The organism is Bradyrhizobium sp. WSM1253 (assembly GCF_000244935.1).
GTDB lineage: Bacteria > Pseudomonadota > Alphaproteobacteria > Rhizobiales > Xanthobacteraceae > Bradyrhizobium > Bradyrhizobium canariense.
In genome coordinates this window covers 6,889,128-6,915,051 of the sequence record NZ_JH600073.1, presented here as the reverse complement: position 1 = coordinate 6,915,051, position 25,924 = coordinate 6,889,128, and the positions used below count along the sequence as shown (strand labels likewise).

Here is a 25,924-nt window from a genome sequence, read left to right as displayed (position 1 = left end):
TCAGCGGGATGGAGGACGCAACGGGCAGATCGCATAGCCGCGGGAGTTCCCAACCTCTTGTCCGTTGATCGCCAGCCGAAGCAGTTGCAAGCCGCGTTCCCAGGATGATTGCGGATCAGGTCTCGTCGGCCGCGGGCTGTTCGCCACGACTCGGTTAGGCTGCCGGCATCCTGTCCTGCAAATGACGAGCCAATCCGGCCACAAACAGGCGGCCGGCAAGCGTTAATGACCGCCGCGAAGGGTAAAGAGCATAAACGGTAACAGAAGGCGGCGCCCAATCGGGCAGCGGAAGCACCAGACGTCCTTCCACGAGGTCGGCTTCGCACATCGTTAGCGGCAACCGTGCCAAGCCGGCGCCGCTCAACGCCGCCTGCCTGATCACGTTGAGGTTGTTCGCGCTGAACTTCAGATTGACGTTCAATTCGGTCGTGTTTGCGTTTCGGTTGACGAGCGTCCAGCGTGCCAGATGGCCGTCTGCCGCCCAGCCAATTCCGTTCCGGTCCTGAAGCTCCGATGGATCGTTGATCATTCCGAGTGGCTTCATGAAGCCAGGCGAGGCTACGAGCCGGTAGCTTGCGGCGGCAAGCTTTTGCCGGACCAGCTCGGAGTCGGCCATGGTGTCCCCGCGCGCCGGGTGAATCATCAGGTCATAGTCGCCGATCGCGGTATCGAAAGCACCGACCGCGCTATCCAGGGTGATGCGAACGTCGGTATGCACGATCGAGAATCCGATCGCGAATTCGGAAACCAGACTTTCGGCCAGCACGGCCGGGCAAGAGATGCGAAGCTTGCCTGACGGATGATTTGAAAAGCTCTCCGCCAGCGCCTTAATGGCATCTAACTCCTCCTTGATCCGCTCACTCCGTTCATAGATCGAAATTCCGACTTCGGTTGCGGAGAAATTTCTCGGCCCTCGGTAGAGCAGGTGCACGCCAAGCTGGCTCTCGAGATCGCCGATACGACGGCTCAGGCTGGACTTCGGAATGCCGGTCTTACGGCTTGCGGCAGAAAGGCTGCCGGCCCTGACCGTTTCCACGAAAAGTGTAAGGTCGTCAACGATCCCCATTCGATCACCTCGGCCGCCTTGGCGTCTGGTCAGCGTGCCTTGCCGGCGGCAGCCCTGACCATATTCCCAGCCGAAGGCAGGCGCCAGCAGTCCTATTGTCGGGCAAGGGGAAGCAGCGAAGGCTCATTTCGCCAAGGGACACCCACCGGCTTCCAAAGGACGAAATGCCCGTTCCGAAGGAATGGTCGAGAGACGCTTGTAATAGTCGTAAGGATATCTCGATTCTTCCGGACGCTTCACCTCGAACAAGTGCATCGGATGTATCACGCGACCGTCCTCGCGAATTCTGATATCGCCGAACAACTTATCCCGTCCATTCACTTTCTTCATTTCCGGCACCACAGCGCTCGAATCGTCGCTTTGCGTGGCGGCAACCGCGTCGAGAAACGTCAGCGTGGATGAATAGACGCCAGCTTGGTTTCCACTCGGCATTTTTCCGTTCATGCCGGCGCGCGCAGCGAACCGCTTCGCGAAGGCTCGCGTGTCATCGTCCGCGTCCCAGTAGAACGCCTCGATCAATTGCAGACCTTGCGCGACCTTAAGACCCATTCCGTGAACATCGTTGATGAAGAGGAGGAAGGCGACCATAGACTGGCCGCCCTGCTGAATACCGAATTCAGACGCCTGCTTGATCGCGTTGATCGTATCGCCGCCGGCATTTGCGAGCCCGATGACCTTGGCCTTGGAACTCTGGGCTTGCAAAAGGAACGACGCGAAGTCCGACGTGCCGATGGGGTGCTTGCTGGAGCCATACACTTTGCCGCCGTGCTTTTCGATATAGTTCGTCGCTTCTGACTCGAGGCCTTGGCCGAGCGCGAAGTTCACGGTTATGAAATACCAGTCCTTGCCTCCACGCTCCATCATTGCCGCCGAGGTCGCATGCGCAGTCGCCCAGACGTCATTGACCCATTGGATGGTGTTGGGAGAGCACTCCTTGCCGGTAAGCTCGGATGTGGCTGTCGACGCAGCGAGAAAGGTCGCCCTTGTACCGCGGAGCAGCGAGTTCACCGCCAGTCCGACTGCCGAATTTGGCACATCGACCACTGCATCGACCCGGTCGACATCAAGCCATCTTCGTACGATCGCTGACGCCACATCGGCTTTATTCTGATGGTCTGCAAAGATCACCTCGACCTTTATACCTTTATGAGCACTCTCGAAGTCCTCCGCTGCCATCCTGGCAGCCTCGACCGACCCCGAACCATTTGTGTCCTGATAAAGTCCAGACATGTCAGTGAGCACGCCGATGCGGACGACCTTGTCCGACAGTTCGGCGTTCGCCATCTGCGGCGCGGCGAATGCGGCCATGATGAGCAAAGTAAGCACGCGCATTCTCATCTCGTTACCCTTCGGTTCAGCAATAGCGGGACTGGCTTTCTTCGGCCTTAGATCTGCTTATTCGGAATGTGGAGAAGTAATCCGTCGAGGTCTGACGTCATCTGGACCTGGCACGACAACCGGCTCGTCTGGCGGCGTTCGGCCGCGACTTCGGTGAGCAGCGCTTCCTCTTGCTTTAAGACTGATGGCAGTCGATCGAGCCATTCATCATCGACGTATACGTGACACGTCGCACACATGGCGTTTCCGCCGCATTCAGCTAGAATGCCTGGTATCGCGTTCTGGGTAGCCGCTTCCATTGCGCTCTCTCCCTCGCGTGCCTGGACAAGTTCCGAGCTCCCGGGCGGCTGAACGAACTTTATGGAAGGCATGCGTCAATCCATTGCTTTGAGGGTAACGGGAAGGCTGTCTAGGCCGCGCAGCGTGTTATTGTAGCGGCGCCGAACCGCTCCCGAGATTTCGATTGATTTCACTTTTCTCGCCAAAGCCGACAGCATGACTTCTCCCTCGAGCTGTGCGAGGAATTGGCCGCTGCACATGTGTACTCCCGAACCGAAGCCGACGTGCCCGCTCGTTTGCCGACAAATGTCGTACTCATTCGGACGATCCCATTTGCGTCGATCGCGGTTAGCGGCGCCCAAGAACATCAGCACCTTTTCGCCCGCTGGAACTTCGAAGCCGTCTATCTCGACCTTGCGCGTGGTCGTTCGGAAGAAGGTTTGCACTGGCGATTCGAAGCGGATTGCCTCCTGAAACGCCTTGCGCGCCAGTGTGGGATCTCCCTTCAACCGGCTCCACTGGTCCGGAAAGCGCGCCAGGCAATACAACGCTGCTCCTAACGCATTGACGGTTGTGTCGAGGCCCGCGCTTAACAGTGACCGCACCAACAATGGGGCTTCCAAATCGCTGATCTCGCCAAGTTCAACGCGAGAATAAATGGACGCGCCCAAGCCTCCCGGCATGAGGTTCTTCCGTTGACACTGCTCTTGCACATAAGCCTGATGAGGCATTGACCGCTCCAGCGACTGCTGGCGAAGCTCATTCGGGGGGCCAAAAGCATTGAATACGACCCCGGCATACGGAAGAAGATGCTCCCGCCCCTCTTTTTTCAGTCCAACCGCATCAGGAAATACTGAGAGTGGGAACGCCTCGGCAATATCGGAAACAGCATCGACATTGCCCTTTGAGACCACCTCCTCCGCCTTCAGTTCAGCGATACTTGTGAAGTGCTCCCGCAGGTCTCTCACGAGAGCCGGCGACAGTATTCGATCGAAGACGGCGCGGATTCTGGTATGTTCCGGAGGATCTGCTTCAAGGATAAGGCTAGGTGGCCGCCACGGCGCTTCCTTTGCAAAATCGCTCAGTCCGGCACCGCGGCTCGAGCAAAAGCTGACGTGGTCATGTAGAATGGCTCGAACCTCCCGATGACGGGCAACCGCGTAGACGTTCCATTTTGAAAGCCGGACGACCGGTCCGGTTTCACGTAGAAGATCGTGCGCTTGATATGGATCGTCGAAGAACTCCATTGAAAACGGATCGATGTCGAGTTCTGGAATTCGACGAGTTTTCGTCATCGCTGCAGCCCTTCTCCTCGCCACGAACATAGCCCCTCGTGGCCCCCACAGGTTGCGCACCATCCCTTGAGAGGCCAGGTGCCGCGTTCGCTTTGGGTTCTTACTCCTGCATGCTGAAGTCGCGTCCGCGAGCTGACAATGACCATTTCCGGAAAATCGCGAACCAGTCGCCAATAGCAGCGGCGCGACGCGTCGACCACGTTTAGGAGAAGTTCACGAGGAGCGAACACCGCAGTGGCGCGAGCGATATCCTAACGCGTCGTCGGTCGATGGACCTATCACCGAGACGGCAGCGGCGCAGTCGTCACGATGATCAAATCCGACTGTCGATAACGACCAAGTCGCCGAAAGAGGCGCTATTTTCCAAGGGCGGCGGTTACGTCGATCTCTATGGTCATGAACGGCCACGCGAGCTGACTGACGACTAAGAAGGTCGAGGCGGGAATTGGAGCGCTCCCGAAGGCATCCGCTCTGCATTTTAGCGCATCCCGAAAGAACCTTACGTCAGTGGTGTAAGTAACGGTCCGCACCACGTCATTCATTGTGGCGCCTTGAGCCTGCAGGGCCTTCTTGATCTTCGAGTATGCATATGTGCATTGCGCCATGAAGTCGTCGCGAAATAGAATCTCGCCGTCTCCTTCGCGCTCTGCCCCCGTCCCGGAAAGAAAGATGAACTTGTTCGCGTTTGTGACAGTCACGACCTCCGAGAACTTCCCCTTGGTCCATTCACTGTAGTTGAAGCTCTCCTTCTTGTAATTCGCTTGGACTTGAGCGGAAGCCTCCGCGCAACTTAACAGGGCGAGCATCATCAGCGACGCCACGAGACGGACGAGCATCCTCTTCTCCTTTCGTTACACTTCCTAAAGACCTCGAGTTACATCGCAACAAACGGGCCGACGAAATAAGAGAGGTGGAGTGAGGTCTGCACAACAGCCATTTGTGAAAAATCGCTAACCACTTACCCGCGCCGGTGAGATCCCGCCTACTCGATCCAGGGAATCCCGCGGTTCCTCGGATTTTCCAACATGTTTCCTTTGCGCCAAGTGCTACTAGAAGATCCAGCGCGATCGTTCTGGCTGATTCAGCATCGACTTCGCTTAGCTAAATTGAACCGCAACGCCGCCAAGCGCACCGAAATCTGCGTGAAAGCTGTCACCTTGCTGGGCGAACACCACCCGGGTAAATGAGCCAGTAAGGACGATATGACCGGCCTCCATGGTAATGCCCTGGGCACCAAGCTTGTTTGCCAACCACGAGACGCCGAGGGCCGGGTGGCCAAGCACACCGGCCGCGAGCCCCGTTTCTTCGATCTCGGCGTTGCGATAGAGGATGCAGCCGGTCCAGCGCAGATCGACTTCGCTGGGTCGGAGGGGTCGTCCGCCAAGCACAAGGCCTGCAGCCGCCCCATTGTCGGAGATAGTATCGTAAATCTTTCGCGGATCCTTTACGCGAGCATCAACGATCTCGATCGCGGGACAGACATAATCGCAAGCATCCAGGGCTTCGAATATCCCGACGCCGGGGCCCTTGAGAGGCTTGCCCAACACGAAAGCGAGTTCGACTTCAACTCGTGGGACACAATATTTTTCGCGAGGCGTCTTTCCGCCGTCCGCGATCATCATGTGCTGATAGAGATAGCCGTAATCAGGCTCGTCGATCTGGGAGGACCTCTGCATCGCTTTCGAGGTCAAGCCAACCTTATAGCCGATCAGCTTTGCGCCCGCTTCGAGGCGACGCCTGTTGACCTCGGCCGAAATCGCATACGCGTCATCGAAGCCGATCGACGGCCACTCAGTCGAGAGCTGCCCCGCCTGCTCACGAACACCCTCGGCCTCCATGAGAACGTCTGCGGCCTGGTGGCGCTGTTCGTCCGTTAGCATATGTGCACTTTCCTGCAGCTATGAAGATGCGCGCGCGGCTGACACGCACGCGAGATTGGTCCAACGGCCTCTTAGGCCGCCTGAATCGCGCTCATGCTTCCGCGACGCAATCAATTTCGAGAAGAAAATCGGGCCGTGGCAGCCTGGCTTCGACGGTGGTGCGCGCAGGCCAACCAGAGGGGTCGGTTCCGAAGAACTCCTGATAGATCTCATTCATTTGATCGAAGTCGGCTCTGCGATCGAGATAGATGTTCACCTTGCCGATCTTGTCGATTGAGCTGCCGGCATATTCGAGCGTCGCCTTGACGTGCTTGAGAGCAAGCCGCATTTGCGCTGCGAAATCACCCTTCGGAATCTGCACGTTATCGTCGTAACCCGGAAAGCCCGAGACAAAGATCAGATTTCCAATTTTCACCGCGTTCGAATGCGGAGACTTCGACCGTGGCAGGTTGGGATTGTTGAAGATCGTCCGTGTCATCAGGCATCCTTCTCATAGTTGGCGATCGAACCATGTACGTTTGAATTAATTGCGGCCTCGCCGAGCGAGCCGTCGGTGCAAGCCTTGCGGAAGGCTTCTGGCGTCGTCCCGCGTCGTTGTTTGAAGAACCGAGCGAAGTGGGAGGCGTGCGAATAACCAAGAAGGAACGAGATCTCCTTCACGGGCTTTGTCGTGTACAACAACAGGCGCGTTGCCTGCTCCAAGACGGCAGCTTGCAAGACGTCGCGAGCTGGAATGCCGGAAATGTGCTGGCAAGCGAGATTGAGCGTATATGGAGTGGCCGAGAGGCGTTGTGCGAAGAGTTCGACAGTGAGAGGATTGGTTCTCTGGTCGTCGGCGAAGCCAATTGCATTCAGTGTTAGGCCGATCAACTCACGATAGCGTTTGAATAGATCGAGTTCGAATGTGGATGCTTGCGGCATCTTGTTCTGAGACGGGGACATCAATGTCCCACCGAGTTCGAGGAGTAGGTTTCCGAAGAGATATCGCAATGCGTCGCGACGATAGGGACTGCGCGAGGTTGCCTTCTCGGAGATCAACTCGAGTAACTTTCGAACCGTCGCAACCTCCTGGCCGCCTTCCAAGGCGACGACCCGTTCTTCCGCCAAGCGCAGGAGAACTGTATTCGTCGCTCCCTCGACAGAAGGCAAACCAACGACGAAGTCTGGTGATACGCTGATGACAAATCCGACCGCCGCAGATGAATAGTCAAATTGGTGCACAACGTTGGCTGGCGTATAAACGCAGTTTGGCGCCTCGACGCGCCGCGAGACACCGTCGTGTTCAAATGAGCAGTGTCCACTGAGAAGAATGGAAAGCTGGTCAAAGTCCAAATGCCGGTGCAACGCAATGTGCCATTTGTTCGGAGCGTTGCGAACGAACAGTTCTTCGATATGGAAGAAGCCGAAGATGGAGCCCGACCAGTTTTCTCCATAAAGGAAATAGGCAGGAACGTTAAGCACCTGCGTCGGCTGGTCATGATTAGGCACCTCGATGGGTTCCTTATCGCGCTTCATGCTCGTCCCCTTATTGGCTAACGGTGCCTACTAAGTTGGCACCGGCATTCCAACCCTCCACGTCGTGGGGATCAGCCGATCCGGATTTATTGACCAAGCCTTCCAGGCCGCCTGAACTTTGGCGAGATCTTCCTCGATATTCTTTACCAGGAACTCGCCACGAAATTCCAGACAGCCCTTCTCGTCATACCACTCCAAGGCGTCGACCTCCCCTGGCTGGCGGTAGCGCTCGATGACGAGCCCGATGCACCCCTCAGGCCGTTGCGGCGAATGGCGGACGTGCGACGGCAGGAGATACATCTCTCCTTCCCGCACAATTACCTCGCTGCGTTCGCCCGACGCGGGGTCGATCAGCTTGAGCGTGGCGTCACCGCGCAGTTGAATGAACAGTTCTTCGCCTGGATCGTCATGGTAGTCCGGTCGGTAATTCGGCCCACCAACCATCATAACGAGGGTCGTCTCCCAAGAGCCCTTCCAAATTTGACGATTACCGATCGGGGGCTTGAGCGTTGCCTTGTTCTTTTCGATCCAATCGTCGAGATTGATTGGTGGATTCTCCAACGCGTGTTTCATAGGTTTCTCCAGGTTAGCCCGTACGGGCTGCGCTTTGATCGACCGCAGCCGGCGGCAGAAAGGGCACGACGCGATATTCGCGGTTGAGGTAAAGCAGTGCGTCGCGGGCTTGGTTGAGTGCTATCGCCACCACCCGTCCGAAGAAGATCGTATGCGTGCCATAATCCTGCGTTTCGGAGATCTCGCAGTCGATTGCTCCGAGGGCGTCTCGAAGCGCAGGGGCGCCGGTGGCGACCCGATCCCAAGGGTAAACGGCGAATCGATCGGCCATGCTGATGTCACGACGTCCGGCAAACGTTGCGGAAAGGTCTTCCTGTTCCGCGCTCAGGACGTTCACGCACAGGACGCCGTTTTGTCGAAAAACGGCGTTCATCTGACTCTTGCGATTGAGGCAGACCAGGATCGTCGGCGGTTCATCCGTGACCGAACAGACGGCTGTGCAGGTAAAGCCACACTGGCCGGCGGCGCCATCGGTTGTGATCACCGAAACGGCGACGCCGAACCGGGACATCATGTCCCGAAAGGCAACCCGATCGACAGACATCAGCGGCTCCTTGCGAGATAATCGAGCACAGAGACATCGTCGCCGTTGTGATATGCGGGATCGCGCCAGCCGTTCTCATCGTAGTCGGCGAGGCATGACGTCGCCAAAGCCTCCATTTCTCCCATGGTACCCGACACCTTGGCGTGGATAAGCGCCTGAAGTCGGATCGCCTCATGGTTGCCGGCATAGTTGCGCTCGTAAAGTTCGTGACGCGCGCCGAACTCGGATCCGACGGCATCCCAGAGCGCCTTCATGATTTTGATGCGCTCGATGTGATCGATACCGTTCGAACCACGTGCATAGCGCGCGAGGTACTTTTCGATCTCCGGCACCTTCAAATCCCTGGCACTCGAAGGGAGGTAAATCAGGCCGGACGCTACGATCTGCTGAATAATGGACCGGATAGCGGGATAGGCTTCCGTGGCGAATATCCGGAAAGAAGTACAGGCGCGAATATTCGGCAGGAAGCCATCGTTGACCCAGCGATCTGGCGCGGCAGCCATCGCGTCAGTCAGCGACCAGAACAGGTTTCGCCAACCCACGATCTCGCCGAGTTGCACCTGAACGCCACGAAACTCATCGGTGCCGCAGGCACGCAGGGCCTTCTGCAGCAGGCCGATAATGAAATCGAGCTTCACGGCGAGGCGGGTGCAACTCTGAAAGGTGAAGCCGTTGAGGAAGCCCGACTTCGGATAGAAGGTACGCAACATGTTGATGTCGCGGTGAACGAAGACGTTCTCCCAGGGAACGAACACGTTGTCGAAAATGAACATCGCGTCGTTTTCGTCGAATCGACTGGTCAACGGGTAATCGAACGGCGAGCCGGTCGCTGCGGCCGCAAGTTCATAGGAATTCCGGCAGATCAGCTTGATGCCGGGGCTGTTCATGCCGACCATGAACATCACCGCCATACTGTCATCCGTGATTTCCGCAGCCATATTTTGGCCGAGAAAATTGTAATGGGTCAGCGCCGACGAGGTTGCGACGACTTTCGCACCCGAGACGAATATGCCTGCGTCCGTCTCCTTTTCGATGCGGACGTAGATATCCTTAACGTCGTCTGCGGCCTTGTTCCGGTCGATCGGCGGGTTGACGAGCGTGTGATTGATAAACGGCACCGTTTCCTGCGCATGCTTGTACCAGCCACGCGCATTGTCGGCGAACTTGCCGTAGAAGTCTGCGTTCGCCCCCAAGGTGTTCGTGAAGCTTGCCTTGTAGTCGGGCGTTCGTCCCATCCATCCATATGTCAGGCGCGCCCAGGCTGCGATTGCATCGCGCTGCGCGATCAGATCTTCGCGCGACCGCGCGTAGCGGAAAAACCGATGTGTAAAGCCGCCGCTTCCCGTGTCGGTCTCGGTCGTCAAAACCTGCTTGAGGGACTTGTCGTGCAGCGCATCATATAGCTTGGCTATTGAGACCGCCGCGTTGCGAAACGCTGGATGAGTTGTAACGTCCTTGACACGCTCGCCATAGATCCACACCTCGCGGCCGTCCCGTAGAGACTGAAGATATTCGGCGCCCGTGAAAGGCCGGTTTCCACCGCGATTCATACGCTGCTCCTGGCTAAGGGGTAATTTGAATGCTTTGCATTCGAATGGTCCCCAACACTTCCGCGCATTGGCTCCGAAGACAACAGCCACTTTGGCAAAAGGAATTGCCGCGTAGCTGACTTCTTGATGAGGAGTGGGAGCAAGGTTGCCCTGGTGCCTCACCGGTCAATCGGTTCAACCAGCACGTGCTCGAAGCCCTAACGGGCAAGCCGACCTGCTCACGCGGTGGCTAGAGATCATCCAAGGGCATAAACAGCTCGCTCGAATTCGACGAAGTCCGACATAATACGCGGATCGCCCAAGGGCGCTAACTGCGTCATGAAGAGAGCAGCCAGCTTCGCCTTGGGATCGATCCAGAAGTGGGTGTTCGCCGTTGATGAATGCTTACCGACGATGGGGCGGAGGACCGCTCCAATCGTCAAGGCATTTTGGGATCGCGATAGACTTCTTTCCCGCCAACTACGGTCGATAGGGCCTTCATCTTGGGAATGGCGTCGAGCGGCACTGTCAAGAAGTCGTCGGTCAGTACCGCGAAGTCGGCGAGCTTGCCTGGCTCGATCGAGCCGCGACGATTCTCCTCTCCGATCAACACGGCAAAGTTGATCGTGACCAATCGCAGCAGTTGTGCTCGCGAGGTAACCTTCTGGTCGGCCCCGTAAACACCGTCGGACATCGTATCGCGGCTCGCAAAATGGTAGAGTTCCCAAAATGGGTTGAACGGAACGACCGGCGAGTCGGTGCCGCCGGCGACCAGCAATCCGGCGTCGAGATAGCTCTTGAGCGGCGTCGCTTCGCTGGCGATATCCCAACCCCAATATCCTTTCAAGACTGGCGCGGCGAGATAAAGGTGATCCTGCGCTGACACCATCAGTTTCAGGTTCTGCATGCGTTTGACGAGATCGGGCCGCGCGATGAAAGCATGTTCGATGGCCCATCGCTTCCCAATCAACGGCTTGTCCTTGTGGGCGATCTCGTAGGCGGTGAGAACCTCGTCCACGGCCGCATCCCCTACGGCATGCGTCGCGGCGCGCCAACCCAGGCGATTGATCTCGCGCACGACAGAATTGTAGGCCTCGGGAGGTGAAAGGGTAAGACCCGAATAGGTTCCGCCCTTCCCGAATGGCTCTTGATATGCGCGCGTGAGATGAGCCCCCTCGAAACCACCGTCCACCACGAGCTTGATGCCGCCTACGCGGACGAAATCACTGCCTTCGTCCTGCGTCACCCCCCATTGGGCGACCGCATCGTCGACCTGCTGCGGGGTTCTGAACCCGAACCCCGGCATATAGACGGTATAGCGCACGGTGAGCGCGTGCTCGGCGTCGGCCTGCCGCATCAGCTTCAGCGCCTCCACCAGGTTGCCCCGGTAGGCACCCGGAATTCGAACCGCCGTGAGGCCGAAAGGATTGATCGCTCTCTGCGTCGCGAGGATGTCCTCCATCGCGAGCGGCTTTGGAGCGGGTAGCGGCACAAGCGCCTTGGCCGCGTCGAACAGCTCTCCGGTCAGTTCACCATTTGCGTCACGACTGATCTGTCCCCCGGCCGGCACCGGCGTCTGGCTAGTGATATTGAACTGCGCCAGCGCTCGTCCATTGAGGATGTAGGAATGGCCGCCTCGTACAAGCACCACAGGATTGTTCGGCGCGGCCTCGTCCAACTGTCGCGCCGTTGGCAGGCGCTGTTCTCTCAACTGCGCTTCGTGCCAATCTCCGTTCGAAACGAGCAGCGCGCCCGGCGCGGTCCCCGCGGTGGCGTTGGCTACCTGCAACATGAGTTCGGCGAGACTACGGGTGTGAGACAGATCAATACCGGTACCGCCGCCTTCATTGTGGAAATGCGCGTCGGCAAGGCCAGGGCTAACGAAATGTCCCTTCAAGTCGAACACACGGGTGCCGGTGGACGCGAGCTTCCTGATCTCCTCGTTGCTGCCAACGGCGAGAAAGCGATCGCCTGATAACGCGAACGCCTCCACTACGGTGTTCTTCACATCAGCGGTGTAGACTTTGCCATTAACATAAATGGTATCGGCTATCGCCGGCTGGGCCTCTGCAGCGGACCATGTTGAGCTTCCAAGCAGACCCACAATGATCCACGTGTACGCCAGCCGCTTCACAAACTTCATCGCAACCTCTCCTTCTCAGTTCATGGCCCACGAAGAGGCGGCCAGCAACGCAGCCTCGAAGAAGCTTGCGCACTGTCCGCCATGGAAGCATCCGAAAACTGCGCCGCGGGGCATGCGGCCAGAGTTGACCTTCGGGAGGTAAATGAAGCTAGAACTTCATCGTGACGCCACTGTACAGACTTGATTCGGTACAGGTATTGTTGCTCACACCCGGTGAGAGGTTGCAAAGCCGACTGACGTTGTGATCCAGTCCGTATTTGTTTTGCCAATAGCGATAGGCGACCCACACGTCGACGTAATGCGAATACTTTGGCCCCCACATCGCTTTCGATGCATCGAAGGTCAGACGGATCGGCTCGGAATTTAGCTGAACCGCTGTCATCGAGTTGGCAGGGCTAGCTAGTGGCAAAGGGTTGTAAGGAAGTGGACTATTCTCGGCCCCCATCGTCCCAGTCCAAGCCGCTCGACCGCTGATAGAAAAGTAGCGCACGCTCTCGGGCAAGAAATCGAGATTCATGTAGTAGTTGGTTTCGATTGCCCACGTCGGCTGATATTGTCTGTTGCCGTCGGTAAGGCAGCCGACGCCTGGTGTATTGGGAGCGAACCCTCCGCCACACTGCAGGAAGCCCATGTGGGAGCTGTAGACCCAGGTCGCCAGAGGGGCAATATCTACGTAGCCCTTGTAGGGAAGATCGAACTGGAACTGCAAGCCCGCCGAGACGGCCTGCCCTGCGGACGCCCGATAATAGTTCGCGGCCGCCGCATCAAGGCCGATCTCGAACGAGATGTTGCGCAGCGGCCCGACAGTGAAAGTCTTGGCCCCGAAGATTTCGTTCCAGCCAAATGTCGAGCGAAGCTGGCCCACGCCAGAAATAGCACCTGCGCAATTTGCAGGAGTGGTAACACGCGTGCCAGGATTGAAGATACTGCCGGCGTTGGTGCAAGGGCTGGCTGGATCGTTTTGATCGGCCTTGTACATTGATAGGTTCAGGAAATTCGTGCCGTATCGCCAGGCGTCGAAATGCGTGAACGAATAGACCTGCACCGCGGTGTTGCTGTTGAGCGAACCGTTCGGATTTACAGAGTACACACCCGGGTCTGCTGCTTTTGGTATATACGAAAAGGTGACACGGTCATCGATCACCAGGAAGAATGGCAGATCGGGCGGCGCTGGCTGGGCCTTGACCGGCAGATCTCTCGCCAGACCTGCCGCGCTACCAAAAGAAACCAAGGGCAGTACTGTTAGCATTATCTGAATTGGACGCTTCATTTTCCCCCGCCAATGTTTTGCCTAGCCAGCCGAACAGCGCTGTACCCAGGCCATTCCCCACAATCCAACGGTTGGCAGCATAAGCGGCGGGCGGGTAAGCAAAAGCACCGCAGTTGGCACGGTCGCGTTCCAAGAATGGGACGATAATTCTATTTCGCGCGTTTCATGGACGACGTTCGGGTAACGGCGCAGACGAGCGGGACAGCCTTTCAGCCGCAAGCCGAACGACGAGAGAAATCAAGATTGAGTGGCCGGATTGGCGAGTTCAAGCATCGGCTCGGCGCCTACGTTTGCGACGTGGACCACCCAACTTCGCGGCGACTGAAATGAACTCGTTGATCTACCAACGTGCAAGATCAGGGCCGAGCTGAACACGATCAAAGCTCTGTCCCAGGAATGCTCCAGACGTACAACTTGTAAGCTCAAGCAATGCAACATCCTTCAACAGCCCGCTTTAAGTGACTGGGCAAGCGGCGCGCAACAGACTTTCTTCGGCCGCGCGGCTCAACGGGCTGGAGAGTATCAGGCGACCCAGGCAAAGGCCTGAATGCGCCTATCAAAGTGGAGCACCGCACGGTTGTGTGTGTAGGCGGGCCAATGCGACAGATCGGTCCCGTTTGGTTCGCCGCTCTTCGCAAATGCCGCAATCGCACCTCTAAATCGTCGGCTCAGCCCTTCCACCTCTCGCCAGTCTGCTCCCTTGAGCATCGGAGCGTTCCGCCAGACGTCGATATTTCCGAAAAGAAACGGAAGATCGATGCAGTGGCAGGCGCCTAGTCCTGGGACTGGCGACTGCCAATCGAAACGATAGGAAAACACATTCCGGCCGGCCTTCGCTTGGGCAGTTGCGACAGCCAAGCTCGCGTCCGTGAAGATCGTGTCTGTGTAGAGATCTCCCACTATCGTCCGAGGAATCGCGGGAACGCGCGCTGATCGGATCTTCATGATCGCATCCGCTGCGCCGCTTCCTAGTTGTAACTTGAATATGACATTCAATTCGTTTTCAGACAGGTCGTTCAAGGTCGGATTAGACAGCGAAAACGCAGCGTATTCCTCGCGTGTTACACCAATCATGATGTCACACCAATGTGCGCTACCGTTTTGAATGGATACGACTGGATCTCTCGGGATAAGGCTGCCATCCAGAACGGGCATGAACGGCGGGCTGATGTCCCCCGGTGTCGCCGGAGATCTGTTTTGCAACCCACGTAGTAACCCAAGAATTTGGTCAACGGACATCGTCCGCAGTCTATTGACCTCTTGGTCGGCCAATCCAAGAACATCTAGAAGTGCCTTGGCCAACGGCCTCGCCGTTTCGACCGTGCGCAGCTCTACGCCAACAGGCGCGCTCATGATGATCGCTCGGCTGAAGAGATCGCGGCCAAGATCAGTCCCGAGAAATGCAGCGATGCTGAAGGCGCCAGCCGACTGCCCAATAAGTGTGATGCGCGCGGGATCGCCTCCAAAGCAACTGATCGCCTCCCTGATCCAACGCAGAGCTGCAACTTGATCGTGGAGGCCCAGATTCAATTCGCCGAAATCAGGTCCGGGCCAAAAGCCAAGAAGACCAAGGCGAGAGGTAATGTTCACGACTACAAGGCCATTTTCCCTTGCAAGAATACTTCCATTATAGCAGGGGAGCGACCCCCCACCGGTCATGAAGGCGCCTCCGTGGAGGAAGACCAGAACCGGCGCATTGTCGCCGGCCCGGTGCGTCGTCCATATATCGAGATGAAGGCAGTCTTCACTTTGCTCGACCTCGTAGGTACCCATAACGCTGTCCAGCCGCGAGGGTAACTGTGGGGGAACTGGGCCAGGTACGGTCGCGTCGCGAGTATCTCGCCATCGGGGAGCCGATCCCGCCAACTCGAAACGCCGCGGCCCGATCGGAGCCTCTGCGTATGGCACTCGATGAAACGCGGTAACATCGTCCACCGTGATGCCCCGCAGGCAGCCGAAAGGTGTTTCCAACTCGATATGCTCCACGCTGCGCTCAACTCCAACCATTTCTCGTCTCCAACAATTCAACGCCGAAGCTAGCCCCGGATCAGACTCATACAACCACCAGGACGGCTTTCGAATCTCCGCACCTCCTGCGTGTCTGGGGTGCCACGTCTGCGTCGCCCGGCATTGCCAACTTTGCTTCCGGCGCCGAAGGTCGCTTGCGGCCTACTCAACAGCGTTTCGATATTGCTCGTCCAGTTCCGCGACTGGAATGCCCCGTTCCGTAATTGAGACGTATCGATCGGCTAACCTCATCTATATTCCAATTTACTTTGCCCTAAATGAATTGGTCGGAGACTTGGTCTTTCCCCACGAGTGCTCGGCCACGTGTTGGATATCTTTGTGGTATCCGCGCCATTATGCCACTCATCCACTGAACCAACCGGGGCATCGTAGTGTCCCTCAGGATCAGGAAAAAACGCATGTATGGGTACTGGAAATTACGGGAAAAGTGGGCGGAGCAACGGCAAAACACCTGTTGGCGCGCGGCAAGCAAGTACGCGCTGTCCGCAATCGCGAGAGGGACACCGCGGCGACCGCGACCATGCCGGACACCGCCCGGCCGGTTCTCGACATGGTGACGCTGTTGAGACACCTCTTTGAATCCGCATAGATGGGCGCCAGAACGTCCGCGACGGCGCCCCCCGTGAAGCCAGCGACGATCTTGGTCTGCTGGGCGTCCTGGGCCGACGCACAGGCCAACGCGAACGAGATTGCAATCGGGCGGCGATCACAGGTGACGCCCTCCATCGATGACGATGCGCGTGCCGGTGCTGGCCTTGAGATGGGTGATGCAGGCAACGATGGCGGCGGCCACGTCATCCGGTTCGATGACGCGCTTGAGCGGCGTCGCCTTGGCGCCCGCCTCGAGGGCGCTGCGATCGCGACCCGGAACGAAGTCGGTTGCAACGGCGCCGGGCGAAACCGCCAGTAGCCTTATTTCCGGGCCGAGCACGCGTGCCAAAGAGGCGGTCATGTTGTCCAGGGCGGCCTTCGATGCGCAGTAGGCGACGTTACTGCCGGACGCGGTGAAGCCCGAGATGGACGAGACGTTGATGACGACGGCGTCACCCGATGCGCGTAGCAAGGGGCAGAGCGCCCGGACAGCGGAGTACGGACCGCACACGTTCGCGATCAGGATGTCCTCGAACAGCTGGTCCGTCAGCGTGTCGAGATCGCCATGCGGTATCGCACGGGTGAAGCCTGCGGAATTGACCAGGATGTCGAGTTTTCCATAGCGGATTCCGAGTTCATCCGCCAAGGCTGCGAACGAGGTCTCGTCCTTCAGTTCCAGGCGCGCTACCGCGTGGTCGGCCGGCGGGAGTGTTTCCAGTAGCTTTCGCGCCCGCTCTTCGCTGCTGTGGTAGCCGATCACGACGTTGGCGCCGAGCATGGCGATTTCACGCACGGCGGCGGCGCCGATACCGTTGCTGCCGCCCGTGATCACGGCGACCCGGTCGCGCAGCGGTTTGGCGTCGTTCATCGATGGTTCCACCCTGAATTGGTGACAACGCCGCAAGGCGCTTGTCACGCGCTGATCCGGGGGGAGGCTAACACGCTGCCACCGGTCGCCCAGTCACATGAATAGGGGACACTATCCAAGCCGAAGCGCCGATTGCCTGCACCCCGAATTTGCCTTTAAGTGGCAGGCGAGCGGACAGAGAGCCGCGGGCCGAGGTTCCGGGATGAAGGCTTACAAGGTGGACCATCCGACCGGCGTCTACGACATGACGCCGGCGCTGATTGGACTGATCGATCTCGCAGGCGCGGAAACGTTTCCCGGCACGTTGTTCAAGATGGCTCATGCGATGACCGGCTGCGGCCACCTTACGGCGTTCGCATTCGACCGCGATGCTGATCCACTTGTGCTGATCGCAGAGAACGCCGGGCAACGACCGGTGGCCAGAGACGTTGCGAACCATTACCGCAGCACCTACTGGCGTCACGACCTGGCCAATCAGGTGATGGCCGGTACGCCAACATCGGGGAGCGCGACCTGGTGCATCCGCACGCGCGCCTCCGAGATTAAGCATTCCGACTATCGCAGCGCCTGCTACACGTCGGTCGGACTGGGCGACCGCATCTGCATCGCCGGCGCGCCGGCGAACCGGACCATCCGCATCAATCTGTACCGTTCCGGTGGGAACTCGTTTTCGGATTCCGACGAGGCCTTGATCGCGCGTGGCGCCGACATGCTCTTGGCGTTGATCGGGCGCCATGCCCGCGATGCCCGAGCGGCCCAGCGCGGCCCCGCCCAAGACGTTCGCGCGCGATTGCTGCGGGTTGCGCCCGTGTTGTCCACGCGGGAAGCCGACGTCTGTGCCGGCATCATGGAGGGGTTGACCTCGGAAGGCATTGCGCTGCGGCTCGACATCGGCATCAACACGGTGCTGACCTATCGCAAGCGCGCCTATGCCCGCCTCAGCATCTCGTCGCAGAACGAATTGCTCCGCCTTGTCATGGATTAAACCTGCGCGCAGGGAAGCCTCAGACCGCAGGTGTCACCCTGCCCGTGCATTCACCAAAGCCGATCGTGGCGAAGCCGTCGCGATTGCACTATCCCGTCATCGAACTTCGTCGCCGTCCGCCAGGAACGATCGGGGCTCGCCGCCGAGATCAAACGGCTTGGTGGCCGCACGCGGTGATCTCGAGCGGGCTGCCGAGACTACCCAGCGTCGTTCCGGAGACGGTGCCGGATCCAAGCAGATCGCCGGTCTCTAGATTGCATCTGTTGCTCGTCTGGTGCGTGACGAACTGGGCAGGCCTCCAATACAGGCCGAGGCCAGTGAAATTGGCGGCGCATGTGCTTACATCGAGGATCATGTCGCCGATCGCGATGCCACCTCGCGGAGCTTCGGCCGGGTCGGTGCGCCGGAACACGCCGAACGGCAGGTTCTGTATTGGAAGGCGCTGCCGGAATTGGCGGACTCCATCAAACTGCGGCGTGAGCCGTCGTGGGTTGCGTTGAATTGACAGAACGGCACCGCCGTCCGGAAGAGAGGCCATGTCACACGCCGATGGGACGAGGATCGCGGACAGGGCGGCTTATGCTCGTGCCATTGGCAGCGCCACGCGCCAGGCAACGAGCAAGGTTCCTCGAACATGAACACATCGCAATACATGTCTGGATTCGGCAACAGCTTCGAAACAGAGGCGCTCCCCGGCGCGCTGCCGGTCGGGCGGAATTCGCCGCAGCGGGCCACCTACGGGCTATATGCCGAACAGTTGAGTGGCTCGGCGTTCACGGCACCGCGCGGCACCAACGAACGATCGTGGCTTTACCGTATCCGCCCCAGCGTCAAGCACACCAGCCGCTTCACGCCGGTCGAGCCGGGCTTCCTCCGCACCGCTCCCAACACGGGACAATCGAAGCTGCCGATCGGGCAATACCGCTGGCAGCCGGTCGCCATCCCCGCCGACGAACTGACCTTCGTCAGCGGACTGCGAACGGTGACGACTGCCGGCGATGCCGAAGCACAAGGCGGCATGGCCGCCCATCTGTCCTTCATCACCCACTCGATGAAGGACGAGTATTTCTGCGACTGCGACGGAGAACTGCTCGTCGTGGCGCAGCATGGCGCGTTGCGCTTCTGTACGGAGTTCGGCATCATTGAAATCGCACCCGGCGAGATCTGCGTGATCCGGCGCGGAATCATCTTCCGCGTGGAGCTTATGGACGGGCCCGCTCGCGCCTATGTATGTGAAAACTACGCAGGGTCGTTCACCCTTCCGGAAAGGGGGCCGATCGGCGCGAACTGCCTGGCCAATTCCCGCGATTTCCTTACGCCGGTCGCAGCCTATGATGACGTTGATTCATCGAGCGTCGTGACCTTCAAATGGTGCGGCGAACTGTTCGCGACCAAGATCGGGCATTCGCCGCTTGACGTCGTCGCCTGGCACGGCAACTACGCGCCCTACAAGTACGACCTACGGCACTTCTCGCCGGTCGGCGCAATCGCCTTCGACCACCCGGACCCATCAATATACACCGTCCTGACCTCGCCGTCGGAAAGTGCGGGCACCGCCAATATCGACTTCGTCATCTTCCCGGAGCGCTGGGCGGTCGCCGAGAACACGTTTCGGCCGCCTTGGTATCACCGCAACATTATGTCCGAATTCATGGGCCTTGTTTACGGCGTATACGACGCGAAGCCCGAGGGCTTCGTGCCCGGCGGCATGAGCCTCCACAACATGATGCTTCCGCATGGACCGGACGCCGTCGCCTTCGAGAAGGCGAGCACCGTCGAACTGAAACCGCACAAGATCGCCAATACACTCGCCTTCATGTTCGAGTCGCGCTTTCCGCAAAAGCTGACGCAATATGCGGCCGACTTGGCGGAAAGAGACGACGACTACGCCGAGTGCTGGACCGACCTTGCAAAGAAATTCGATCCTACATCGGCTCCGGTCAGGTGATGCCGGCGGGGTCCCTCGCTCAATGCTCGCTACGCGGTCGAAGGGGTCACGCTATGTCCTCGCCGCCTGCGCCGTCGTGAGCCAGGAAATGTTCGGCATGGTCGTGGATACGCCGCAGAAAGCCTTTTAGCTCAATCCGCGCACGTCCAAACCAGGTGCGGGATTTTCAATGATTAATGGACCGGACGCCCGCAAACTCTGTGAGCGTATTCCTGACCACCAAGAGGCATCCTCAACGCCGATCTCCATCCCGGAGCGCTTGCGGTTGCAAAATCCACTGCGGATCCAGCCGGCCGCTATTCGCGCACCGACGCAGTGCGGCTGGTAATCAACCGCGAGAAGCAGGCGGTGATCCGCGTAGCGGCAGTGGCGGCAAATCCGACTGTCGCTATGGCGCGGCCAAAGCTTTGCGATCCAGAGGCGCCGCGCTCGCCGCTCCGCCGCTTGCGAAGTCCGCAAGCGACTTGCGTCTCCGTTAGCTCGAGCGAATAGGTGACGAACTGACGTCTTCCCGCAGCGGGCCAAACGATTTCTCAAGCTCTGCCAAGACCGCACCAATCCCATCTAGCGTCGACACAGCCGCGACATATCGATCAGGCCGCACAAGCAGCACCCGACCGGTAAGCGGTCTCAAAAACGCTTCCGCCTCCGGCGAGGCCGGTCTAGCGTGGTGCACACCACTAACTTTCACACGCTGCATTTCATTGAAGCAAATAGACAAAAACCGCGGGCTCAACACTCGCGAATCGGCAAGCAAGAGCAAATCGTTGGTGGGTACAGCGATCCCTACCACCAGGAACCAACCGTCCGAAATCGCATCAATTGACTTCGTGCTACCACCATCCAGGAAAAGCGAAACACGCGGACATGTCCGTCCAACAACGAGTTCCTGCCGCCTCGACCGCACCATGAAGCCGGCCTTAATCCATGGTCGAGGCATATAGCGCATCTCGGCAAAGAAACGCTGGATCGCGGGGATAAGGTTCAATGTCTGGAAGAAGGCGTCCCTCGCCGCAGCAATAATGCGGTTGCGAATGTTTGCCATTCTTCCGATCATCACCGAATATCGAATAATCGCCTCAACCTGCGGCCTCCTTTCTGTCTCGTAGGTCTCAAGGATCGTGGGGTTGAGCCTCCCTTGCAGTACCGCCGCAATCTTCCAGCAAATGTTGTTGGCATCGCGAGCGCCCGTGTTCATGGCCTGCGCGCCGAACGGCGGCATGACGTGCGCTGCGTCGCCGAGCAAGAAGACCCGTTTCGATCCCATTCGCTCGGCGATGCGCTCCGAAAATCCATAGACCACCGACCGGATGATTTTGAGGGGTGTTCCTTTGTACGGAGTATGTCTGTCCACGAGATCACGGATGCTGTCCGCCGTGGCAATCTTGTGATGATCTTCGCCGGGGTTGAGCATGAACTCCAGTCTTCGCCCGCCATATGGCGCAGGCACGCTGTTGAACGGCCGCTCAGGATTGCAAAAAAAACGCGAGAAGGGGGACCGGTCGGGAAACTCGGCGAGGTCGACCACTAAATGGGGTTGATCAATGCGATTTCCGGCGAAAGAAATATTGACAGCCGAGCGGATGAAACTTCGCGCGCCATCACAGGCGAGTACAAATCGTCCAGTCACTAGATGTTCTCGCCCGGCACGAACGACCTTCAACCTGACGCCATTCTCATCCTGATCTAGGCCTGCGACAGTAGACCGGTACTGCAGATCGAGGCAGGGATAGCGCCGTGCGCCATGCAGCAGCTTCTTCTCGAAGACTGGCTGCATCAATCCCGCGCGGTTGCCAAATCCATTCGACGTCAAGAAGGGGTTGACCTTCACCACCGGCTTGCCCCGCATAGAATAAAAGAAAATTCCAAAAGGCGGCGAGAGGTGCTCTTCCATGTCGTCGAGCAAATCCAGGCTATCAAGAAGACGGAGATATTCGTCGTCGATCACGAGTGCTTTGGGCAAGTCCGACGTCAGTTCATTCCGCTCCAGCAAGATTGTGGAAATCCCGAGCGAGCCGAGAATGTTAGCGACCGTCAGGCCGATCGGACCCGCACCAACGACCAAGACATCGGCATCTTTGGTTCCTCGCCCGTCGGGTCCCGAAATCGGCTTGATGAGTTCGCGGATCTGATCAAGCGACAGATGATTATCCATTAACGCCCGCCTTTCTAATTTGGCAGTTAGTTTCGACCGGCGACCGTCTCAGAGCCAAACTACTAGTGGACTTGATTCGCGTCTGTCCCATGCACAGGTGACGAACAGAAGTTTGAGATCAGCAAAATACGGTCCGTTCCGAGAATTCTGCATCATCATCATGCCGCCGCCACTGCTTTTCCAGCGTAACCAACTAGACCCAGCCGACGAATCAAACCTAGGTAGCCATCCCCTCAGAGAGGGGCGTGTCATGCTTCGGATCGGCGCGGCCGAACACGTGATCGGGGCGCGGCGGCGAGAAAGGTAGAAAGCATCATCACATCCCTGTCCGCTTCCTAGTGATGGGCCGGGCCGGAAGGGCGTTTATGCGAATACAGCTGGTCCTGCCTGTTGCGAAGCCCTGCTACGGCTCTGAGCTTCTAAACGGCGATCTGTCACGCTGCGGCCGACCGAACGCGGATTTGTCGGATCCGACTTCGAGGGCGATGCCAGCCACTCAGCGGTCGTTCTGAGCCGGCCCGCCCGACAGCTGGTAGCTCGAAACTCGCCCCTTGAGGATGTGGCAGACGACGGCTTGACCTGAAGTATGCGCAGAACACCCGGACAGTTCGCTCTTCCACATGTTCGCGGAGCGCTCCCGGGGCGGCCCGATCGGCCGAAGTGACAGCCATCTTGAGCGAGGACCGCCACGCCCGTCCATCGCGCCGACGCGACGCCAATGATGCTTCATGGCTATGCAGTCGAGTTACCATTTGAGTGAGGCTGCGGTATCTCGCCGCTCGCGTAAGGTCGACTCGCGCGCGATGGCGAGGGCGATCAAGGCAAACAATGCCATCGCGGCGGCGACGACGACCAATGCGGGGCGAAGACCGCCGACCGACGCGGCCAGCGGCGCAACGAGCAGTGGGCTCAAGAACTGACCGAAATACAGACCGAAGTATACCTGGCCGGTTGCCTTGCCCATGTGCCAGGGTTTTGCGGCGGCCATCGTCCAGGCCATGACATTGGGAACCAGCATCCCAGCACCAAGTCCATGTACTGCGAGGACGACGAAACTCTCGGCATAGCTGGTGATGCGCGACAGCCACCAAATCCCCACTGCCAGCAGCGCAAAGACCAAGACGTTGATCGATTGCGTATTGAACCGCCTCCGTAAGACGGGCCACAGCAACGTTCCCGCGGTAGCCGAAAGAATTCCGAAAGCGGCCCCCATTCCGATGGCTTGTGTCGACGTTATACCCAGATCTGCGAGCAGAAACGGGTACTGGACCGGCGGTAAGTAGACGGCGATCATGCCAACCAGCATGACTGTAATCTGGGGAAGCAGCGCGGACTTTGGCGGCCGTGTAGCTGCGAACCCCAGCGTATCGGTGCGCGGCGCGTATTGTGGGGGGGGCAGTCGCAGTTGGAAGGGAATCAGGAGCAGCGCGAGACCATAGAGCGCGAACGGCAGCCGCCAGTTCATTTCGCCGAGAGCACCACTGATAAAAAAGAGAACTGTGCCGGCAACGCCGATAAAGCGCATTTGCAGATTAAGATAACGTTCGCGCTCCTGTCCTCTGAAGTGAGTACCGATGATGGACGTGCAGCACGTCATCACGATGGCTTCAGCGGCACCGAAAATGAACCGAGAGACGACGATTTCAGTTATGCCATCGAGCCAGAGCGGAGCGACGCCGGAGACGGCGTATAGCGCTGTGCCCCACACCAACAATTTGCGGCTCCCCCAACGGTCAATGACTGTGCCGATGACGGGTGAAGCGATCGCCGTGACGAATGCAGGCGCCATCAGCGCCAACGCCACCAACAATTCGACGTGTTTGACCGAGGCGTAGGCCGCCTGGAACTTGACCAGGATAGGGACCACCAGGATGGATGCCAAGATGGTCATGCAGCTGCCGAACAGCAGAACTATGCCGACGCCGTTCACGCGTTCAATTGTCTTCATGTCGCCCCTCACCCTCACTGCACTTCTTGACTTGACATCGATCCCGCCGATGCTCGCGCGCTGTGGGAACAAGCCGGACCGCAGATATGTTTCCAGGCAGCCGGACCTGCCGCGCGAGCGAAGGTGTCGACCTGCGGCGAACGCCTCTCTTCTGGAAGGTCGACCTTTGCGACAAGGGACAAATCGCCTGTATCGTAGACTTCGCGGCCGTTGAGCATCGTCTTCAGCACCCGGATTTTGGGAAGCGCATCGTTGTCACAGGTCAGCGGGTTGCGATCGACGACCGCAATGTCGGCCTTATAGCCTGCGCGCAATGCGCCGATCCCGCTCCAATTCATCAGCGTCGCGCCCGAGCTGGTCCAGGCTTTCAGAGCCTGGAGCCGCGACACCGCCATGCCAGGCTGAAGGTTCCGATGGCCTGAACCTGCAAACTCGTGCGTCCCAGCGAAAGCGATATGCTCGAAAGGCCTTGCCGGCCCCCAATCACTGCCGAGCGTTACGTTTGCTCCGGAGTCCATCATCCGACCCAGTGGGATGAGGTCGCTCAAGCAGTCTCTTCCAATTCGCTCAGCGAAGAGGTCGCCCTTCCCCCAAGTGAAACTCATGCTCGTCGACAGATGGAAGCCAAGCTCCGCATAGCGCCGAATCGTCTCCGGGCTGATGAGGATGTTGTGCTGCATGATCCACCCTTTGGATGGAATGTCGTAAGAACTCAGGAAGGGCTGGAGCGATTCCAGAAACTCGCGATGGTCCTGGTATGCTCCTTGAACCATGTTCAGCCGTAGATCGTTCTTCAGGCAGAACTCGATCGCCTCGCGCTCGATGTTCTGAGGCACGAAGGTGTGTCCCCGCGTTGCACGACCGTAGGGATCTCGAATCGTTTGGTCCGCGCGAAGAAACCCTGGCCAGCACGGACCTCCACGCGAAAGCGTAAGACCGTTGATGCGAAAGAGATCGTCCTCCACAGACCTCGAGCGAAGCGCTAAAGCAAAGTTGGAGCGACAGTCCTCTTCCGACAACCCCAGCCCATAATCGAAGCCGTACTGCGCTGCTTCAAGCGAGCTCATGACGCGCAGCGTGCTTTCACCGGCTTCGCGCATAAGCCGATACGCGTCGATGTGCTCCGGGGCCATGACGTGCCCCTCATAGGCTGCTGTCACACCACGGCTGTTGGCAATGAGCTGTCCCAGCCGCGCACCACGGTTCCAATCATCAGCAGTCGGCATGGGAAAGTTGACCGTCAGGGACAGCCAGAAGGGATCAGGATTGTAGTAGCTGGTGACGCTGCCGCGAAAAATGCCGCTGGGCTCTCCGTCCGGCTCTTTTTCGATCCAGACATCGCTTACGCGGGAAGGTAGTGAAGCGGTTATCCCTAAACGGCGCATCGCCACGGTATTCATGGCACAGACATTGGGAATGCGCGGACCCCACGCGGCAATCATGACCGGATGGTTCGGCGCGATCGCGTCGAGTAGCGTACGGTTCGGCAGGCAACCCTCGGCGAGGTCGCGCCAGCTCCTCCTGGTGAAGTAATGAGGCTCGCCGACCGGGGTGGTAATAATCCATTCGCCTGCCGGCACTGTCCGTGCACGTTCTCGGATACGCTGGGCGATGTCGTCATGATTCTTGGCGTCGAGAATATCGACACACATGCCAAGGACGGCTGCAAAGTGAATGAAATGAGGATGTGTGTCGATAATACCGGGCATGGCGGTCGAGCCGCGCAAGTCCAAACGCCCCGCCCCTTTGCCCGCGACCGTGAGCATCGAGCCTAGATCTCCGGTCGCGAGAATGGTTTCACCATCGATCACCATGGCTTCGGCCATGGGCGATGCCGCATCAAGTGTAAGGATTTCACCTCCATGAATTACGGTTCGCATCGGCCTCTCTCAAGGTTCAAGGTTAAGTGACCATTGGTCACTTTCTAAGACTTGCCGTTTTGACAGTGGCTGTCAAGTATCGCAGAAAC

General features: G+C 58.6%; 21 protein-coding genes. 2 read left to right on the top strand and 19 right to left on the bottom strand.

Going from position 1 to position 25,924, the window contains the following annotated elements; all coding sequences use genetic code 11:
- Positions 1–154: 154 nt before the first annotated feature.
- The 15 genes from BRA1253DRAFT_RS33575 to BRA1253DRAFT_RS33490 form a co-directional block, all read right to left on the bottom strand.
- Positions 155–1,066 carry a LysR substrate-binding domain-containing protein gene (locus BRA1253DRAFT_RS33575; RefSeq protein WP_007601669.1) on the bottom strand — a complete coding sequence of 304 codons (912 nt, stop codon included), beginning with the start codon at positions 1,064–1,066 and terminating at the stop codon, positions 155–157.
- A 123-nt stretch (positions 1,067–1,189) separates the two neighbouring features.
- Positions 1,190–2,398 carry an ABC transporter substrate-binding protein gene (locus BRA1253DRAFT_RS33570; RefSeq protein WP_007601668.1) on the bottom strand — a complete coding sequence of 403 codons (1,209 nt, stop codon included), beginning with the start codon at positions 2,396–2,398 and terminating at the stop codon, positions 1,190–1,192.
- 53 nt (positions 2,399–2,451) lie between these two features.
- Positions 2,452–2,775: a 2Fe-2S iron-sulfur cluster-binding protein gene (locus tag BRA1253DRAFT_RS33565; RefSeq protein WP_007601667.1), complete on the bottom strand. Its 324-nt coding sequence runs from the start codon at positions 2,773–2,775 to the stop codon at positions 2,452–2,454.
- A 3-nt stretch (positions 2,776–2,778) separates the two neighbouring features.
- Positions 2,779–3,978 (bottom strand): cytochrome P450, encoded by a 1,200-nt coding sequence (locus tag BRA1253DRAFT_RS33560; RefSeq protein WP_007601666.1) that lies wholly within the window; start codon positions 3,976–3,978, stop codon positions 2,779–2,781.
- Between the two features lie 356 nt (positions 3,979–4,334).
- Entirely contained in the window at positions 4,335–4,814 is a 480-nt protein-coding gene (locus tag BRA1253DRAFT_RS33555; protein ID WP_007601665.1) for a RidA family protein, read from the bottom strand.
- 261 nt (positions 4,815–5,075) lie between these two features.
- A complete protein-coding gene (locus BRA1253DRAFT_RS33550) occupies positions 5,076–5,858 on the bottom strand; it encodes a fumarylacetoacetate hydrolase family protein (RefSeq protein WP_007601664.1) in 783 nt (260 codons plus the stop codon).
- Positions 5,859–5,949: 91 nt separating this feature from the next.
- Complete coding sequence (locus BRA1253DRAFT_RS33545) at positions 5,950–6,336, bottom strand: RidA family protein (RefSeq protein WP_007601662.1); 387 nt, start codon at positions 6,334–6,336, stop codon at positions 5,950–5,952.
- Positions 6,336–7,373: a helix-turn-helix domain-containing protein gene (locus BRA1253DRAFT_RS40600; protein WP_007601660.1), complete on the bottom strand. Its 1,038-nt coding sequence runs from the start codon at positions 7,371–7,373 to the stop codon at positions 6,336–6,338. The genes BRA1253DRAFT_RS33545 and BRA1253DRAFT_RS40600 overlap by 1 nt, the downstream gene beginning before the upstream one ends.
- A 30-nt stretch (positions 7,374–7,403) precedes the next feature.
- The gene (gene nbaC, locus BRA1253DRAFT_RS33530) at positions 7,404–7,946 is read right to left on the bottom strand and encodes a 3-hydroxyanthranilate 3,4-dioxygenase (RefSeq protein WP_007601658.1); all 543 of its coding nucleotides are present in this window, start codon (positions 7,944–7,946) and stop codon (positions 7,404–7,406) included.
- 13 nt (positions 7,947–7,959) lie between these two features.
- Entirely contained in the window at positions 7,960–8,490 is a 531-nt protein-coding gene (locus BRA1253DRAFT_RS33525; protein WP_007601656.1) for a flavin reductase, read from the bottom strand.
- Positions 8,490–10,040: a 4-hydroxyphenylacetate 3-hydroxylase N-terminal domain-containing protein gene (locus BRA1253DRAFT_RS33520; RefSeq protein WP_007601654.1), complete on the bottom strand. Its 1,551-nt coding sequence runs from the start codon at positions 10,038–10,040 to the stop codon at positions 8,490–8,492. Before BRA1253DRAFT_RS33520 ends, BRA1253DRAFT_RS33525 begins: the two co-directional genes overlap by 1 nt.
- Positions 10,041–10,458: 418 nt before the next feature.
- The gene (locus BRA1253DRAFT_RS33510) at positions 10,459–12,162 is read right to left on the bottom strand and encodes an amidohydrolase (RefSeq protein ID WP_007601653.1); all 1,704 of its coding nucleotides are present in this window, start codon (positions 12,160–12,162) and stop codon (positions 10,459–10,461) included.
- 148 nt (positions 12,163–12,310) lie between these two features.
- Positions 12,311–13,432: a hypothetical protein gene (locus BRA1253DRAFT_RS33505; protein ID WP_007601652.1), complete on the bottom strand. Its 1,122-nt coding sequence runs from the start codon at positions 13,430–13,432 to the stop codon at positions 12,311–12,313.
- 522 nt (positions 13,433–13,954) lie between these two features.
- Positions 13,955–15,439, bottom strand: a complete 1,485-nt coding sequence (locus tag BRA1253DRAFT_RS33500) for a carboxylesterase/lipase family protein (protein WP_007601651.1) — start codon at positions 15,437–15,439, stop codon at positions 13,955–13,957.
- 727 nt (positions 15,440–16,166) lie between these two features.
- Positions 16,167–16,919 carry an SDR family NAD(P)-dependent oxidoreductase gene (locus tag BRA1253DRAFT_RS33490; RefSeq protein WP_007601649.1) on the bottom strand — a complete coding sequence of 251 codons (753 nt, stop codon included), beginning with the start codon at positions 16,917–16,919 and terminating at the stop codon, positions 16,167–16,169.
- A 202-nt stretch (positions 16,920–17,121) separates the two neighbouring features.
- On the opposite strand from BRA1253DRAFT_RS33490, the gene BRA1253DRAFT_RS33485 reads away from it, so the two are divergent.
- Positions 17,122–17,904, top strand: coding sequence for a helix-turn-helix transcriptional regulator (locus BRA1253DRAFT_RS33485; protein ID WP_007601648.1), 783 nt, complete (start codon positions 17,122–17,124; stop codon positions 17,902–17,904).
- A 148-nt stretch (positions 17,905–18,052) separates the two neighbouring features.
- Here the strand turns inward: BRA1253DRAFT_RS33485 and BRA1253DRAFT_RS33480 are convergent, their stop codons facing one another.
- Positions 18,053–18,442, bottom strand: a complete 390-nt coding sequence (locus BRA1253DRAFT_RS33480) for a fumarylacetoacetate hydrolase family protein (protein WP_035994418.1) — start codon at positions 18,440–18,442, stop codon at positions 18,053–18,055.
- Between the two features lie 96 nt (positions 18,443–18,538).
- Between BRA1253DRAFT_RS33480 and hmgA the strand changes: the two genes are divergently transcribed.
- A complete protein-coding gene (hmgA, locus tag BRA1253DRAFT_RS33475; RefSeq protein ID WP_007601647.1) occupies positions 18,539–19,852 on the top strand; it encodes a homogentisate 1,2-dioxygenase in 1,314 nt (437 codons plus the stop codon).
- A 475-nt stretch (positions 19,853–20,327) separates the two neighbouring features.
- On the opposite strand, the gene BRA1253DRAFT_RS33470 is transcribed toward hmgA, so the two are convergent.
- The 3 genes from BRA1253DRAFT_RS33470 to BRA1253DRAFT_RS33460 all read right to left on the bottom strand — a co-directional run bounded on the left by BRA1253DRAFT_RS33470 (position 20,328) and on the right by BRA1253DRAFT_RS33460 (position 25,781).
- On the bottom strand, positions 20,328–22,007 hold the full coding sequence (locus tag BRA1253DRAFT_RS33470; RefSeq protein ID WP_007601646.1) for an FAD-dependent monooxygenase: 1,680 nt from the start codon (positions 22,005–22,007) through the stop codon (positions 20,328–20,330).
- A gap of 745 nt (positions 22,008–22,752) precedes the next feature.
- Complete coding sequence (locus BRA1253DRAFT_RS33465; protein WP_007601645.1) at positions 22,753–23,955, bottom strand: MFS transporter; 1,203 nt, start codon at positions 23,953–23,955, stop codon at positions 22,753–22,755.
- Positions 23,956–23,969: 14 nt separating this feature from the next.
- Positions 23,970–25,781, bottom strand: coding sequence for an amidohydrolase (locus tag BRA1253DRAFT_RS33460; RefSeq protein WP_035994416.1), 1,812 nt, complete (start codon positions 25,779–25,781; stop codon positions 23,970–23,972).
- Between the last annotated feature and the right edge of the window lie 143 nt (positions 25,782–25,924).